Here is a 15,524-nt window from a genome sequence, read left to right on the forward strand (position 1 = left end):
CATGCCTTTTTAATGGTGCTGCATAGGGATAGCTTTTACCTGTTTGGCTGATTTAAGCTTTAGCATTGGGAGTAAAGTTAATGCACCGATTAGGAATAGAGAGGATGCCATTAGATACATAACAATAAGCGGATATTCTGCCTTTAATAGACCTACTAAGCTCATGTTTAACACCATTCCACCCATAAATAGAGGGTTTAAGATTCCATTGACTCGACCTACAAAAGATTCTTCGGCGTTTGTTAAAATCAATGTATTACACGCAATATGGATAGGCGGGCCCATAATTCCGAATACGAATTGAGCCAGTAAGGCTGCCCAAACGAGATTAACAGACCCCAATACCGCAACAGATACGGCACTCGAAATAAATCCAATCAGTAGCATCTTTTGCGGTGTGATCTTTTTGGAGAGCGCCATTGCTCCAACCCCGCCAAGGATCATACCTGCACCATTTAAAGCGGTAAACCATTGCAGGTTATGTGCAGATAATCCTAGATTCTCAGTGACCAAGAATATTCCCAGCGGGTTGACAAGGCCAAGCCCCATACCAGCGGCAAGGAAAAATCCCCCCATATAAAGGAAAAGCTTATTTGAAAATACATAACGCAAACCCATCTTCATCTCCGCTGAAACATTTGTTGTCAAAACCGTTTCTACCTTTTGATCAGCAGGCAAGAACGCAAGAACAAGAGCGGATAATAGAAAACAAATGCCCATGATGGCGATCGATACATAGATACCGAATTGGAAGTAAATCAGCGTACCAATGATGGGTCCCAATACCGTAAAAATAGATTGAAGCGTTTGATTCATGGACATCCCAAGCTGCATTAAGACTTGCGGAACATGAAGCTTAAACAATTTCATACCAGATGGCTGTGAAAACTGTGACAAAACAGATGATACGAGGGTGGCGAAGAAGATTGCCTTCCAGCCGCCAAAAACGAGTGCCAGTAATACTGCGAATATGGACAGAGCACTTAGCAGATCACATAAAACCATGGTGCGTTTCGGTCTCCACCGGTCGGCAAAGGTCCCGCCGATAAAAGAGAATAAAAAGATTGGTCCGAATTCAGCAACGGAAATCATCGATATTGCGAATGGATCCTTATTGGTTTGTTCAGTTACAAACATTAAGATAGCAAAGTTTCGGACCCAAATGCCTAACTGTAAAAACAATCCAGATAATAATATCGATTGAACAAAGCGATTGGCAAACAACGATTTCATCGTTGGTGCCTGGATTTGTGGTTGACTTGACATAATTACAACACCCTTTCAATTTTTTTGGAAAGCAAAAATCAGCTTGTGATCCTTATGGCGACTTCTTAAGAATCGGCTTCGTCTGCTTTGAAACTATCTTACGCCAGTTTGGAGAAGCCAAAACCGCAAACATACAGCATGATTACCGCAAAATAAGGTGGAAGAATCCGCAAATAAAAGGAGGAGATTCGCAATTATAGGAGTAGATTCGCAATTATTCAGTGAGTTTTCGCAAATAACTTGTTGGAGCAGGTCCTTCTTGTTTAGAACCGAAAATTATGGGGGGATTCGCAAATAAAAGGAAGAAAATCGCAAATAAAGAGTGAGTATTCGCAAATAACTTGATGAGGCAGCTCCTTCTTGTTTAGAACCGTAAATATATGGGGGGATTCGCAAATAAAAGGAGGAGAATCGCAAATAAAGAGTGAGTATTCGCAAATAACTTGTGGGGGCAGGTCCTTCTTTTTTAGATCCGCAAATATATGGGGGGGGATTCGCAAATAAAAGGAGTAAATTCGCAATTAAACAGTGAGTTTTCGCAAATACCTTGTTGGGGCCAGCCCTTCTTTTTTGGATCCGCAAATATATCGGGGGGATTCGCAAATAAAAGGCGTAGATTCGCAAATAAACAGTGAGTATTCGCAAATAACTTGTGGGAGGCAGGTCCTTCTTGTTTAGAACCGCAAATATATCGGGGGGATTCGCAAAAAAAAAGGAGTAAATTCGCAAATAAACAGTGAGTATTCGCAAATAACTTGTGGGGGGCCGATGCTTTTTTTTAGATCCACAAATATATGAGGGGATTCGCAAATAAAAGGAGTAGAATCGCAAATAAACAGTGAGTATTCGCAAATAACTTGTGGAGGCGGGCCCTACTTGTAATAATTCGCAAATATATGAGGGGATTCGCAAATAAAAGGATGAGATTCACAAATATATTGGAAGATACCACAAATAAGTTTCAAAGCCTGTGCAAATTAGTAGGTATTAGATTGGAATTTAATAAAAAGGTAATTTTTATAGGCTTCTAGAAAAAGAATAGACACAATGTTTTAATATTTTTCGATAAATTTCAGCAGGATTTTCGATATTGGGAGAGAATTTATTTTTCGAAAATAGAAAGGAGGAGTTATTTTGATACTGAAAGTAAGAGTAGTTCCGCTTATTATTCTCATCTTAGAGGCTATTTTGAGGCGGCTCCCGAAAAGTCACCCTAGATATCCAATGATTGAGGACGAACATCGAAGGAGGTTGATTGGCTACAAAGGCGAAGAGTCGCTCGATTTCTACTATCGATCCCTTCCAGAACAGAAATACTTCATACTCCACGATTTAAACCTACCTGATGGCCCGTACAACTGCCAAATTGATACACTCCTAATTAGTTCAGATTCCATTATTGCTGTAGGTTCGAAAAATATAGGTGGAAACCTAACTTTTGACACTGAAAACAAACAGTTTATTCAAGAGTGGCATGGAGAAATTAAAGGATATCCTAATCCAATTGCTCAAGAAGAACGGCATCAAGAATACTTACAAAAACTACTGGCAGCGCACAACTTCCCTCCAGTTCCGGTTGATTATGTGGTCGTCCTAAGCAATCCGTATGCAACATATGTTGTTACTGGCCCAGAATCGGGAAAGGTGAAAAAGCGGATTTGCAAGGCCGATGCGTTCCTTAATAGAATTAAAATGTTTGAAGGTTTTTATAAAACTCCTGTACTTGACACGAAGGATATGCGAAGATTATCCCGGCTCCTCATTAAAATGAATACTCCTCCGACAAACTTCGTGTTAGAAAAGTTCGGAATTCAAAAATCAGACTTAATATCTGGTGCTCTGTGCCCTACGTTTCATCATCCTCTTATTCGCAAAAAGCGTAAATGGTATTGTCCTACCTGCCAAACTTATTCCAAGGATGCTCATATTAATATGTTAATGGACTATTTTTTGCTGTATGATTTGAAAATCACAAACAAGCAGTTCCGAGAATTTGCTCGTTTGGATTGCATACATACCGCCGGAAGAATCCTCCGTTCCTTAAATCTTATTTCTTCCGGTGCGAAAAAGACGCGGACGTATTCGCCCGCTAGTTTTCCTTGGGATCCTAAAAAGGAAGTTAAAAATATGAGCAAAAAAGTGAGAAGCGGAAATTAATATCAGATGGCTCTCTCAATAAAAATTTTAGGAGCACAATTTTCTGATTTGGGTTTGCAAATAAATAGGGGGTTTTCGCAAATATTTATCTTGGGCTCGCAAATATTTCGTTATAGATCGAAAATAAATTTAGGGAGTTCCCTCTTCTCTTTTAGGTTCGCAAATAAATAGGGGGATATCGCAAATATATTTCCCGGTTTCGCAAATAAACCTCTAATTTTCGCAGAATAGTGTTGATTCCCCGCAAAAGTGAAACTAGTTGATTTATATAGAAGTTTAGATTTACATAAAAAAGGAGGGATAGTTAAAATTTAGGTTTCGAAGGCCCTACAAATCTTTGCGGGGGTGGTGCTCATTTTTGCGCGTTGTAACTTCTTCTTCTGCCGTAAGATGATTTCATACCAAATGGAATGAGAATTTATATGGGTACAAGGGGGTCTCGTATATGATTTACGATGTGGCCGTTGTTGGTGGCGGGCAGGCTGGTTTATCAATGGGTTACTACTTGAAGCAAATAGAGTTTTCGTTTTTGATCCTTGATAATCAAAGCAGGGCAGGAGATGTTTGGCGAAATCGTTATGATTCTCTCATTTTGTTTACACCAAGATTATATAGCTCGTTACCTGGTTTGCCTTTACCAGGTGATCCGAAGGGGTTTCCAACAAAAGATGAAATTGCAGATTATCTCGATCAATACGTTCAAGCATTTGATTTGCCAATAAAGTTCAATACTCAGGTACAAAAAGTACGAAAGGAAAAGGATATTTTTGTCATATCAACAAACGATTTAATGATAAAAACAAAGAGAATCGTAATCGCCACAGGTCCATTCCACACACCAAGTATTCCATCCTTTGCGAAAGAACTCTCAAGAGAATTAACGCAGCTTCATTCTTCAGAATATAAAAACCCAACTCAGCTGCAAGATGGTCCTGTATTAGTGGTAGGAGGCGGCAATTCGGGTGCCCAAATCGCGGTAGAACTATCGGAAAGTCATGAAACATACTTATCTGTTAGTCAAAAAATCCGCTTCATGCCTTTAAATAAAGCTGGCAAGAGCATTTTCTGGTGGTTTGATAAATTGGGGATATTAAAGGCAGATCGTCACTCTTTCATTGGTAAAAAGATCCAAGGTCAAGGTGACCCCATTTTCGGATACGAACTAAGGGAGAAGATAAAGAATCATAGTGTCAAAGTAAAGAACCGAACCAAGTCTGTTCTTAAAAATGAAATTCAATTTGAGGATCTCACCTCCATAACCATAAAAAATATTATTTGGGCTACTGGCTTTACTCCGAACTATTCATGGATTGATATCCCCAATCTTCTCGATTCTAACGGAAAGGTAAAGCATGAAAGAGGGGTAACGGAAATTGACGGACTCTATTTTCTTGGTTTGCCATGGCAGCACCGCAGGGGATCGGCCCTGCTTTTAGGCGTTGGGGACGATGCGGAGTATCTTTATAAATGCATGATAAAGAAAGACTTATAAAACTGAATTTGCTGTTTGGCGTTTTTTTTGCCTAGGCTTATTGCGGGAAACTGAAAAATGATTGCGCGAGTTAACGCTTTTTTTGCGGTTTTTAAAGACTACTTGAGTTCTATGATAGGAATGTATCATCCATTAATGATTAGTTTGGGGAGGATTATCATGAAAAAGCAATGGAATGTAGGTATATTGCTGTTTGAGGATGTAGATGTACTAGATTATGCTGGGCCGTTTGAAGTATTTTCTCTTACCGTATTTGAAGATGACAAAGTTTCGAAAATGTTAACAGAAGGCCTAACGGTTGAAGAAAGACCTTTTACTGTTAAAACGATTTCGCAAACTGGGGGAATCATTTCTTCTCATAATGGCCTTAAGGTCCAACCTGATTATGGCTTTCAAAGCAATGAGTTTAAAATAGATATTTTAATTGTTCCTGGCGGGCCGCTATATGCCATCCATAAATGTGTTGAAAATAAAGAGTTAATCAAGTGGATTTCGGATTTCTACGAATCAGGCGGTATCGTTGCCTCTGTTTGCTCCGGTGCAATCAATTTGGCCGAAGCAGGTGTTCTATCTGGAAAAAAAGCAACCACCCACTTTTTGGCTTTAGATTACTTAAAATCAAATTATCGAGATATTACGGTTGTTTCAAAGGTGCGTTATGTCGATCAGGGAAATATTCTTACCTCTGCAGGTGTATCTGCTGGTATCGACATGTCACTGTATCTTGTTGGAAAATTAATGGGTGAAACGGCGGCAGAAAGGACGGCGGCTACTGAAGAATACCCGTATGACTGGAGATTAAAGGCAGATATTGAAATTTAACCTATACCAACAAATCTTGAGGGGGTGCCGAAATTTGCAGCCCTCCCTTTATTCGTATAAAACAGACAAGCCATTACAGGGAAAAGATTTTTTTTCATATCCGACCATTAGAATGAAAAAAGTACGTACTGGAACGAACATTATGTATTCAATTCTCAGTTCATCGTGTAAAATGGAATTTATAGGAAAAATTATCCATAGGCGGTGAAAGTTTGGAAAATAAGACCTATATGAACTGGGAATTTGAAACGATTGCAAAGCATACACTCGATATCCTTTTGATTGTTGACCAACATCAAATCGTTCAGTTTGCTACACCATCTGTCGAAACAATTTTAGGCTATCGTCCGGAAGAATTTGTTGGGGTAAATGCATTTGATCCCCTTTTACCGGAAGACCGGGATCGACTGATGCAATCACATAAAGAAGCGATCGCGACAGGTGAACCAAGGGTGGACGAATATCGCGTGTTTCATAAAAACGGCGAATTAAAATATTTTGAATCGCGGGTCATGCCGGTTCAAAACCATCCCGACAATCTTATCGTTGTGTCCATTCGGGATGTTACATTGAGAAAAAGAATGGAATCGGAGCTTGAGCGAAGAAAGAACCGATATCAAGAACTGCAAAATTGTTTAAAAAACTACTCACAGGACCTATCTGGAGTTATGAAGGTGTCGGAGCTTAAAAGCAGACTAATACATGAGCTTAACACAGTAATCCCGGATTCTGAACCGCAAATGATGATATATGATCGGGAATCGAAAGCGATAGAAGGGGAGTACCCAGTAAGTCTGGCGGCTGTTTTGACAAATTTAACGGTTGGAAAACTCAAGGTTGAAAACGAGCAGATTTATATTTTAATAGGTGACCGGAAAGAAATGGCTTATATTCTCACCATTAAATCCTCTTCCATCAAGGAATCAATGGATTTGATTTGGCTGGAGACATTGGTTCATTACACCGTAATGGTTTTTGAAAGTTTGAATGTAATTGAGAGTCTGATGAGTCAATTGGAAACAGCCCTTCAAAAAAGTGAAAAACCACAGTGGATTTTAAGATTATTGTTTAACTTATCGGAAAAACAAAGAATGGAATTATCAAGCGATTTGCATGATACCGTCCTGCAGGATCAAATGGCTTTATATCGAAACTTGGAATCCGTTTTAAAGGAATACCAATTTGATAGTGAAGTGGACCGGCAGCTAAAAGGAATCGTGCATGGGCTGTTGGACACGATTCATCAAATTAGAATGACTTGCAATGAGCTCCGGCCACCGCTTTTAAGGGAAGCGGGCCTTATTAGCGCTTTAGAAAATTTATTTGATTATACCCAAGTAACATCAACCTTTAAAATTATTTTTTCAGTCGGGAATATGGATAGCCTTATGATAAATGAAGAAGAAACCATCGGCATTTACCGCATTGTTCAAGAGCTGCTTAACAATGCCGCTAAACACTCCCAAGCTAGTAATCTGCATTTTCATCTAAGCAGAACTGATGAGAGTATTCATCTTCACTATTTGGATGACGGCGTCGGCTTTGCGGCTGAAAAATTGACTCCGTCCTTTAAAAGTATGGGGCTTTCTGGTATGAGGGAAAGGATTCAGAGTCTTAACGGCACAATAGAATTCACTTCACAGCCAGGAGCGGGCCTGAGTGTGAAGCTGCAGGTACCACTTAGTGTTTAATATATAGTAGCTACTATTGTAAATTAACTTTTTAAATAAAAATTTATTTATTATGATTTACAAAGTTATACAAAAAGCCGATTATCCTAGTTCACAGGAAATGGATAATCGGCTTTTTTCCTATTGGCTTTTAAAATAAATCAATAATAGACAAGCGCCGATTCATTTACTAACACCCATTAATATATTGCTAATGTAACCGCATTAATGTACATACCGATTCGCTTTGTGAGAGGTGCTGGCGGTACTGCAGGTACTTTTAGTGAGTGGTTATAGCGGCGGTGGTAGGTTGGTCGAAAAACGAATTCCTACCATTAGTTGAATTGGTGGACATTGAATTTATTTCTATGAAAGTGAGGTATCATATACTGTGAAATTTGAAGATGAAAAAGATCCAAAATCAATTTTATCCGATGCTTTAGAAAATCTTGAAAATGCTGAAGAGATCAATGAGGCTGCTGAAAAAGTGCAACAAGTTCTCGGGACTGAACCGGGATCTACAGAAGGTTCAGTCACTTTTGATGATCTTCTTGAAGTGGATGAATTTGCAGATGAGGTTGTACAACAGGCGATTGCTGATGAGCTTGCCCCCCCACCCCCTTCTCCATTTTGCGTTTGTGCTGTAACATTTAATATTTCTAACGCTGTATTTACACGCGTAGGGGACGGTTCCGCAGCAGCTGATCTGCAAAGGAGAATGGGTGACGGTCTTGATGGACGTGGTGATATCTGTGGTCCTGGAGAAGGTTCAGACTCATGTAATACAGCAATAAGAGACCTTTTTGGTTTTCAATTTCCTAGACTCACTCCTACTTTTACATTTTTAGCAGATCAATATATTTTAAACCCCGATGGGTCTGTGGGTACATGTGTCAGCACTGATTTGGGGGTTACATTTACTATTACAGGAACGGGAACATTAAATGGTACACCAGGTTTCAATTTCATACTTACTTTATTAGATGGTGGTATGGGTAATCAAGATTCCGCTACCCTGACAATACCCGGTGCTGGACTAGTATTTACAGCTAATCAAACTATCTCCCCCGGTCAAGTAATGGTTAGAATGTGTCCGTAACCTCCATTTTGCAACCACAACACAGGTTGGCAATGTCGAACTAGTTGTTACGAATTGTCCATAGCTGTCACATGTAAAATGAAAAAACCCTATACGGGTTTTTTTGCTGGGTAAAGGTTTTTTTTTAGATATTATTCAATCCAATTACTACAATTTACAAAATAAGAGATGAGTAAGGAGGATCGGGATTACAAATCACCAATGCGTCTGTAATTGTTTAATGCATAAAAAAGCCCATTCTTATCCGTCTCCTTAAAGAATAGGCTTTCCATGCTGAATTTCAACGGAAAATTGGTTGGATTTATTTAAGACAAAAATGCCAGTACTGTCATTTCTATAGTCGTTGTTTAAAATCCAAAATAGAATATGTTAACAAGACCGTCTCCGATACCAACACCGGCTGTGTTAACTTGGTTCGTTCCGTTGTTTCGAGAACCACCGCCGCCGCCGCCACTAGCAGATAAAACAACATCTATTCTACTGCCACCACCACCGCCGCTGTAGCCGCCGCCACCGCCGCCATTAAGTCCTGATCCACCGCCACCGCCGAAACCCCCAGGGGACCCAGTGTCTCCAGGAACTCCACCGGCACCACCATTAATATCATTATTAATTCTAATCCCGCCACCGCCGCCAACGGTACGGTCTAATGCATCTCCACCATCAGAGAAAACTCCGGCACCGCCGCCGCCGCCGCCCCTAGTAGTGCTGGAAACGACACCGGTGCCGCCAGCACCACCCATGCCGTTAGAACCTGGAGCACCGCCAACTGGATTACCAGTGGTTCCGGGACCAGTATTTGTGATATCGAATATTGAAGCGTCTGCTCCGTTATTACCGAGGCCACTATTATTGCCTCCAGCACCACCACCTCCTCCGGCTGCAATCAGTAAAGTTAACGATGTAAGATCGGAAGGTTTCGATCCTCTCCATACAAAGGATCCGCCACCGCCGCCGCCACCTCCGGAACCAGAACCGCCCATTTCACCAGGGAGTATGGCTAGTGATTCTCCTGGTGTTACAGCAAATTCACCCTGTAAAGACGCACCTCTGCCACCTACTGTACCACCATTTCCCAATCCTCCTTGAGCGCCAATTGCTTGAATTATTGCGGTAGTTGCACCTGCTGGAACAGTAGTTGTTACCACCGCTCCTGTAAGGGTAAATGTTTGTTGGCCCAATAAAACAAGTGGGGGTGTAAGGATTTGGATTAAATCTAAAACATTTTCAAATTTGAATTCTAACAACATTTCCTTCTTAATCACATCACGAAGCGTTCTTTGAACACTTGCGTCTACAGCAAGAAGGTTGGACAACGAAATGGTTGCAGGGGAGAATGTGGTACTTGTTGGGGTTAATGTGCCAAGAACAAATTGAAGTTTCTCGGCTTCTGCGTTCATCAGATGAGCGAGAGCCAACTCTTCAAGGGCAATGGAAGACAAAAGCAATGGAACTGTCTGTCCTATACTAAGGGAAATAGTAGGAGTAATATTTGGAATGCTGGGATTAGACAATACTCTTCATCTCCTTAAATATATTAAATTAATTCTATATACCTTACTCGATTAACTATTAAGTGGACTGTACCCTTGTCCATGTATAAGGTAAATAAGGAATGTAGTGTACAGAAGTTCTCGTTGCAGGTTTAACAGAAAAACTTTTTTGTAATGATGAACGATATGTAAGGTCGGGCAAGATGCCCACCGTTTTGATGCGTTGCTCGCCCTGCAAACCATTTTTTCCTTAGGTTAAATAGGTGCTCCTGGAAAAAAATCGCCACTCCGACAGGTGCCCGTAAATGTGATGTAATCTGCCCGACACGAGTAGGATTGGGAGGAAAGGACACATCATAAATTGATACCGTATTGTTGTTCATATTGGCGACGTAACAAGGATTAGGTGGGTAAATCACCATATGTTGCGCCCCACTTAACTCTCCCATCCCAAACTCGTTTATTTTTATAGGAACAGGAGGAGAAATACTATAAACTTCTGCCCTGCTGATGTTAAAATTGGCCGCATAGAGAACGTCACCATTAACCGCCAAACCAGTTGGTCCATCCAACTCTTCATCATCACCAAAGCTTCCTGAAGGCTGCGGCATCGAATCGATAATTTGATAAGTTTGGATAGTGTTACTGAATTGATTGGCTACGTAAAGCGTTCTGTCTTTGATTGCCAATCCATTAGGTCCAACTAACTCTCCTTCAACAATCGGCCCTATAAGTGTGGGATTAAGAGGATCGAAAATATTATATTGTTGTATTGTATTATTGTTTTGGTTGGCGACAAAAAGTTCGTCATTAAAAATCGCCAATCCCATAGGTCTAGCTAATTCTCCTCTTTCACCAAAAGTCCTTACAAATACAGGGTCAGTAGGGGTAGAAATATCATAAATGCTTATAAAACTCCTGTTCATACTCCTGTTAAAATTTGCGACATAAAGAGTAGTACCTGTAATCGCAAGTCCAGTAGGCCCTTCCAACTGCGGAGGACCACCAAACTCCCGAATAAATGCAGGATTTATCCGATCTGTAATATCAAAAATCGATACCGTGTTCCCTTCATTATTTGATACAAACAGAAATGCCGTTGGAGATGGTGTAATAGTGGCTACTAAATCCAATATATTTTCAAATTTGAATTCAAGTAACATTTCCTTTTTTATGACATCACGAAGGGTTCTTTGAACACTCGAGTCAACAGCCAGAAGGTCGGATAACAAAAGGGTTGCTGGGGAAAATGTAGTCCTTGTTGGAGTTAATGTACCAAGAACGAATTGAAGTTTTTCGGCTTCAGCATTCAAAAGGTGTGCGAGTGCTAATTCTTCAAGGGCAATGGTAGCCAACAACAATGGAACAGTTTGTCCAACACTAAGGGAAATGGTAGGTGTTATATTCGAAATGTTGGGATTAGACAATATTATTTCAACTCCTAAATATTTTATCTTTATAATTTACTCAATTAACTATTAAGTGGACAGTACTCTTGTCCCTGTGTTATCGGAAGAAGTATTCTTTTACAGAATTAAAGCTAGTAATTCCCTATGGGAAAGCGGGAGTTTTTTATTTGCACAATATTTAGTAGATATTACTTTAAACATCGAGGGTTAAGGGAGTTCAAAAGGAAATTTTTAAAAAAAGCCTGTATCAATGATTACTTGCTAATCAATGATACAGGCTTTTTCTATTGGAATTTAACTGCCCTTTATATCTTATTAACTTTAGAGTCCGTCTTTTTTAAAATTTAAATTCTAGCCCATTTTCTATATAGATCGTGTTCTGAAATCCGGTTTGGTTTATCAGATATTCCAATACATTTTTAGCAGTGCTTCTGATTATTATGGTCAGTCCGAAGTTGTCAATCACGCGTGCATAGCAGCGGATAATCAGCGAATCATTTTCTGTTAACAGATGATAATAGACGGTTTCTTTCTGTTTTTTCGAAAAACAGTGAATGAATAGATATTCATCTGTTGGTACTATTGCTTTAATAAAAAGTTCTTTTTGAACGATTCGTATTATTTCCGCCATTTGTTTCTCTGATAAATTTATTCTCATTCCGAGTTCACCATCTTATTTTTGATCGGTATTTCATCCCTTTTATTATACGAAAGTGTTAGTTCGCCTGTCACTAAGCGCAATGTATCCCTTTTTGTTTAATGGTCAATTTTCCTCCATTTCTTTGGAGGAGGTTATCAAAAACTTTGCGGGGTGATTCAAGTGATTTGCGGTTTGAAGTTAGCCATTTAGCAGTATGCTAAGAACATAATAAATGGAAGGATTTATCCATTCAACATTATAAGGAGTGAAAGAAATGAGAAAATGGGCAATAGCGGGAATGCTTTATGTAACGATTGTCATTGTAGGTTTTCAGACTTATGACAAATGGTTTGCAGATGAAAAGTCAACAGCTGCAGAGGCGGGAATGCAGGATATGGGTAATACGAAAAACAAAAAGAATAAGGATAACAAGGAAAGCATGGATACCATGGGGGATATGGGGAGTTCAGATCATGGCAGCGAGGCAGCGGAAACGGGCGCTCATGGGGAGGAAGGAAGCCATGGCCATGATGGGGGTTCTTCACATAGCGATGGCAGCGAAGTAAATACCTTTGTTTACAATGATAAAGACAATATTAAAATTTATTTAAAAGATAAGGCAGGAAATCCGATTGATGATTTAGAAGTCAATCATGAAAAGATTCTTCATTTGATCATTGTCGACGAACAGCTTCAGAAGTATTACCATTTACATCCTGAGCGAACAGGTAAAGGTGAGTTCACGATTGGAAATATACTTCCTGAAGGGTATTATAAGGCATTTATCGACATTAAGCCTAAATCTCATGCTTATGCAGTAGAACCAGTTCCATTTGTGGTTGGTTCACCAGTTGTAAATACGGATGCACATGGTCATTCATTAGTTCCAGATACTGATTTCACCAAGGTTGTCGATAGGGAAAAGGTTACAATGACCGTCAGTTCTTTTAAAGCAGGGGAGAACGTTAAACTTTCCTTCGATCTTGACAGAACCAATTTGACTCCATATTTAGGAGCAATGGGCCATGTGGTGATACTTGATGAGTACGGCAAGAAATTTCTCCATGTGCACCCGTCCAATGATACGGAACCGATTTTTGAAACTACATTTAGTAAGCCTGGCATCTATAAAATCTGGGCTGAATTCCAACAGAATGGTAAAGTGAGAGCATTTCCGTTTGTGATTGAAGTGACGGAATAATAAATAGAATGTGAACCATGTGGAGGGGGAGGGCAGGCTGGACTCTCCCTTTCGTTAAAGCTGTGAAGAAAAAAACAAAAAATCTAGAAAGTGCACGAAAAGTGTGCCAAACACGCAAGAATTTTGCGGTTCGAATATAGAAGTTTCAGTTAAACTAAGAATAAGAGGAGAAATTAGGTGGTGCTTTTATGGATAACAACCAGCAATTTTTTCAAACTATCCTCAATCATACAAGCGACGTACTCATGATTGTGGATCGAAATCGTCACATTATATATATTACCCCAAATGTTTATGAGTCTCTGGGTTATAGACCTGAAGAGCTGCACAATCGAGACGGATTTGACCTTCTTCATCCTGAGGATAAGGAAAATATGCTGCAAAGGCACCATAACCTGCTAACCTCTAAACAAAGTAATACCTCCGAATATCGAATGATTAGGAAGAATGGGGAAGTGCGTTATGGTGAGTGTAAAACCACGCCGCTTCCAGATACAGAGAATTATCTTCAAGTGGTTTCGATTAGAGATATTACGGAACGAAAGCGGATGGAACTAGAGCTCGAGTACCACAAGAACCGCCATGAAGTTTTACAAAATAGCCTGAAGAATTTTTCGAATGATCTTTCTTTCGTGATGAAACATGCGGACCTGGAAGAGAGACTAATCAAGGAACTTATAACCATTTTACCAAACTCGAATCCTACCATAATGAAAATTTTTCCAAAAAATATACATTTATCATTAGGAAAAATGGAGACGGTCTCCGACAAGGTACTGATTAAAATAGGCGAGCGGCTGCAGAGCCCATACATCATGTCCATCAATGCAAGTACCATTCGGGAAAAGATGGAATCCATTTGGCTGGAAACGCTGGCCTATTATTCGATGATGGTTTTTGAAAATTTAAATATGATAGAGAATCTGATCCAGCAGCTAGAAACCGCCACCCGTAGTAAGGAAACGCCGCAATGGGTGCTGCGGTTGATGTTTAATCTGCAGGAACAGCAGCGATTGACGTTATCGAGTGATTTGCATGATACAGTTTTGCAGGACCAAATTGATTTATACCGTAGACTGGAATCCCTTTTAAACCGCTATGAAATAGACAAGGAAGTCAAAACCAAGCTTGTTGGGATTGAACAGGGCTTGTTGGATATCATTCATGATATTCGGGTGACTTGCAATAACTTACGCCCTCCGCTGCTAAGAGAATTAGGGCTAAAAAGATCATTGGAAAATTTGTTCGAGCATATCCAGGTTAGCTCCACCTATAAAATTACTTTTACGTCAGAAGATCTCTCCATGCTTCCGTTAAGCGAGGAGCAGACGATCGGGATTTACCGGATTGTGCAGGAACTCCTTAATCATGCAGAGGAACACTCTCGGGCGAATGAAATAAAATTTGATCTCTACCATGAGGATCATCAATTGAAGCTGGTTTACAGTGATGACGGAATCGGGGAGAGTTCTTCCTCGAATCATTTGAGATTAACAAATGTAGAGCAAAGAGCGCAAAGTCTTGGAGGGAAGATGGAGATCAGTTTGGAGCCGGGATGTGGGTTATTTGCTGCTTTACAGCTTCCCATTAACTTAGAAAGGAGTTTAGTATAATGGTAAATATTTTAATTGTAGATGACCATTTATCCATTATTGAAGGTACCAAAATGCTGTTAGAACAAGAACCGGATTTCAACATTACGGTTGAAAACAGTTCATTGAATGCGATGAATTTAATCAAGCTGCACCATTATGATGTATTGTTGTTCGATTTATACATGCCACACCTAAATGGGCTTGAGTTAGCAAAGCAAGCTTTGGCCTATAATCCGGATTTGACTGTATTGATTTATACAGGCTTCGATATCAAGCCTCATTTTAATTTGCTGGTTGAAGCAGGTGTTTCTGGTTTTCTTTCAAAAACTTCATCGCGGGATGAGTTAGTTGCGGGAATTAGGAGTGCCTTAAGGCAACAGGTAGTTCTGCCGCTTTCATTGGTCAGAGAATTAAGAAGGCCAGGGATCATATCGGATCAGTCCACTGCTAATGAAAAAGTGGTTTTAACCAGCAATGAAGAACAAATCCTGACAGAACTAGCTAAAGGGAAAAGCACAAGGGAAATCGCCTCCAATCTAGCGATGAGCCAGCGGTCATTAGAATATAACTTGACGGCTCTTTACCAAAAGTTTGGCGTCCGAACAAGAGTCGATACCATTGCCAAGGCCAAGAAGCTTGGGTTGATTCCTGAGGAAGAATTGAAATAATAACATTCTCAT

General features: G+C 39.9%; 12 protein-coding genes. 8 read left to right on the forward strand and 4 right to left on the reverse strand.

What is annotated here, in order from left to right; genetic code table 11:
• Positions 1–9: 9 nt before the first annotated feature.
• Positions 10–1,266, reverse strand: coding sequence for an MFS transporter (locus tag KHA99_RS19660; RefSeq protein ID WP_213119191.1), 1,257 nt, complete (start codon positions 1,264–1,266; stop codon positions 10–12).
• Positions 1,267–2,400: 1,134 nt separating this feature from the next.
• On the opposite strand from KHA99_RS19660, the gene KHA99_RS19665 reads away from it, so the two are divergent.
• The 5 genes from KHA99_RS19665 (at position 2,401) to KHA99_RS19685 (ending at position 8,506) form a co-directional block, all read left to right on the forward strand.
• On the forward strand, positions 2,401–3,423 hold the full coding sequence (locus KHA99_RS19665; protein WP_213119192.1) for a nuclease-related domain-containing protein: 1,023 nt from the start codon (positions 2,401–2,403) through the stop codon (positions 3,421–3,423).
• Between the two features lie 445 nt (positions 3,424–3,868).
• The gene (locus KHA99_RS19670) at positions 3,869–4,915 is read left to right on the forward strand and encodes a flavin-containing monooxygenase (protein ID WP_213119193.1); all 1,047 of its coding nucleotides are present in this window, start codon (positions 3,869–3,871) and stop codon (positions 4,913–4,915) included.
• A 159-nt stretch (positions 4,916–5,074) separates the two neighbouring features.
• Positions 5,075–5,737 carry a DJ-1/PfpI family protein gene (locus KHA99_RS19675; RefSeq protein WP_213119194.1) on the forward strand — a complete coding sequence of 221 codons (663 nt, stop codon included), beginning with the start codon at positions 5,075–5,077 and terminating at the stop codon, positions 5,735–5,737.
• A 212-nt stretch (positions 5,738–5,949) separates the two neighbouring features.
• Positions 5,950–7,428, forward strand: a complete 1,479-nt coding sequence (locus KHA99_RS19680; RefSeq protein WP_249366780.1) for a PAS domain-containing sensor histidine kinase — start codon at positions 5,950–5,952, stop codon at positions 7,426–7,428.
• Positions 7,429–7,798: 370 nt separating this feature from the next.
• Positions 7,799–8,506, forward strand: a complete 708-nt coding sequence (locus tag KHA99_RS19685; protein ID WP_213119195.1) for an alpha-helical endospore appendage domain-containing protein — start codon at positions 7,799–7,801, stop codon at positions 8,504–8,506.
• Between the two features lie 347 nt (positions 8,507–8,853).
• Here KHA99_RS19685 and KHA99_RS30905 read toward each other — a convergent pair whose 3' ends face one another.
• The 3 genes from KHA99_RS30905 to KHA99_RS19700 form a co-directional block, all read right to left on the reverse strand.
• The gene (locus tag KHA99_RS30905; protein WP_249366872.1) at positions 8,854–10,020 is read right to left on the reverse strand and encodes an alpha-helical endospore appendage domain-containing protein; all 1,167 of its coding nucleotides are present in this window, start codon (positions 10,018–10,020) and stop codon (positions 8,854–8,856) included.
• Positions 10,021–10,151: 131 nt separating this feature from the next.
• Entirely contained in the window at positions 10,152–11,426 is a 1,275-nt protein-coding gene (locus KHA99_RS31420; protein WP_307852107.1) for an LVIVD repeat-containing protein, read from the reverse strand.
• Positions 11,427–11,745: 319 nt separating this feature from the next.
• Complete coding sequence (locus tag KHA99_RS19700) at positions 11,746–12,066, reverse strand: hypothetical protein (protein ID WP_213119196.1); 321 nt, start codon at positions 12,064–12,066, stop codon at positions 11,746–11,748.
• A 256-nt stretch (positions 12,067–12,322) separates the two neighbouring features.
• On the opposite strand from KHA99_RS19700, the gene KHA99_RS19705 reads away from it, so the two are divergent.
• The 3 genes from KHA99_RS19705 to KHA99_RS19715 all read left to right on the forward strand — a co-directional run bounded on the left by KHA99_RS19705 (position 12,323) and on the right by KHA99_RS19715 (position 15,512).
• Positions 12,323–13,249, forward strand: coding sequence for a DUF8832 domain-containing protein (locus tag KHA99_RS19705; protein ID WP_213119197.1), 927 nt, complete (start codon positions 12,323–12,325; stop codon positions 13,247–13,249).
• A gap of 188 nt (positions 13,250–13,437) precedes the next feature.
• On the forward strand, positions 13,438–14,862 hold the full coding sequence (locus KHA99_RS19710) for a PAS domain-containing sensor histidine kinase (protein ID WP_213119198.1): 1,425 nt from the start codon (positions 13,438–13,440) through the stop codon (positions 14,860–14,862).
• Positions 14,862–15,512 carry a response regulator transcription factor gene (locus KHA99_RS19715; RefSeq protein WP_213119199.1) on the forward strand — a complete coding sequence of 217 codons (651 nt, stop codon included), beginning with the start codon at positions 14,862–14,864 and terminating at the stop codon, positions 15,510–15,512. The genes KHA99_RS19710 and KHA99_RS19715 overlap by 1 nt, the downstream gene beginning before the upstream one ends.
• Positions 15,513–15,524: the final 12 nt, after the last annotated feature.

The organism is Neobacillus rhizophilus (assembly GCF_018343535.1).
GTDB classification, from domain to species: domain Bacteria; phylum Bacillota; class Bacilli; order Bacillales; family Cytobacillaceae; genus Neobacillus; species Neobacillus rhizophilus.

Coding starts and splice junctions, on each gene's coding strand:
- KHA99_RS19710 (WP_213119198.1), top strand. CDS start 13,438: ATGGATAACAACCAGCAATTTTTTCAAACTATCCTCAATCATACAAGC.
- KHA99_RS19670 (WP_213119193.1), top strand. CDS start 3,869: ATGATTTACGATGTGGCCGTTGTTGGTGGCGGGCAGGCTGGTTTATCA.
- KHA99_RS19660 (WP_213119191.1), bottom strand. CDS start 1,266: ATGTCAAGTCAACCACAAATCCAGGCACCAACGATGAAATCGTTGTTT.
- KHA99_RS19715 (WP_213119199.1), top strand. CDS start 14,862: ATGGTAAATATTTTAATTGTAGATGACCATTTATCCATTATTGAAGGT.
- KHA99_RS19675 (WP_213119194.1), top strand. CDS start 5,075: ATGAAAAAGCAATGGAATGTAGGTATATTGCTGTTTGAGGATGTAGAT.
- KHA99_RS19700 (WP_213119196.1), bottom strand. CDS start 12,066: ATGAGAATAAATTTATCAGAGAAACAAATGGCGGAAATAATACGAATC.
- KHA99_RS19705 (WP_213119197.1), top strand. CDS start 12,323: ATGAGAAAATGGGCAATAGCGGGAATGCTTTATGTAACGATTGTCATT.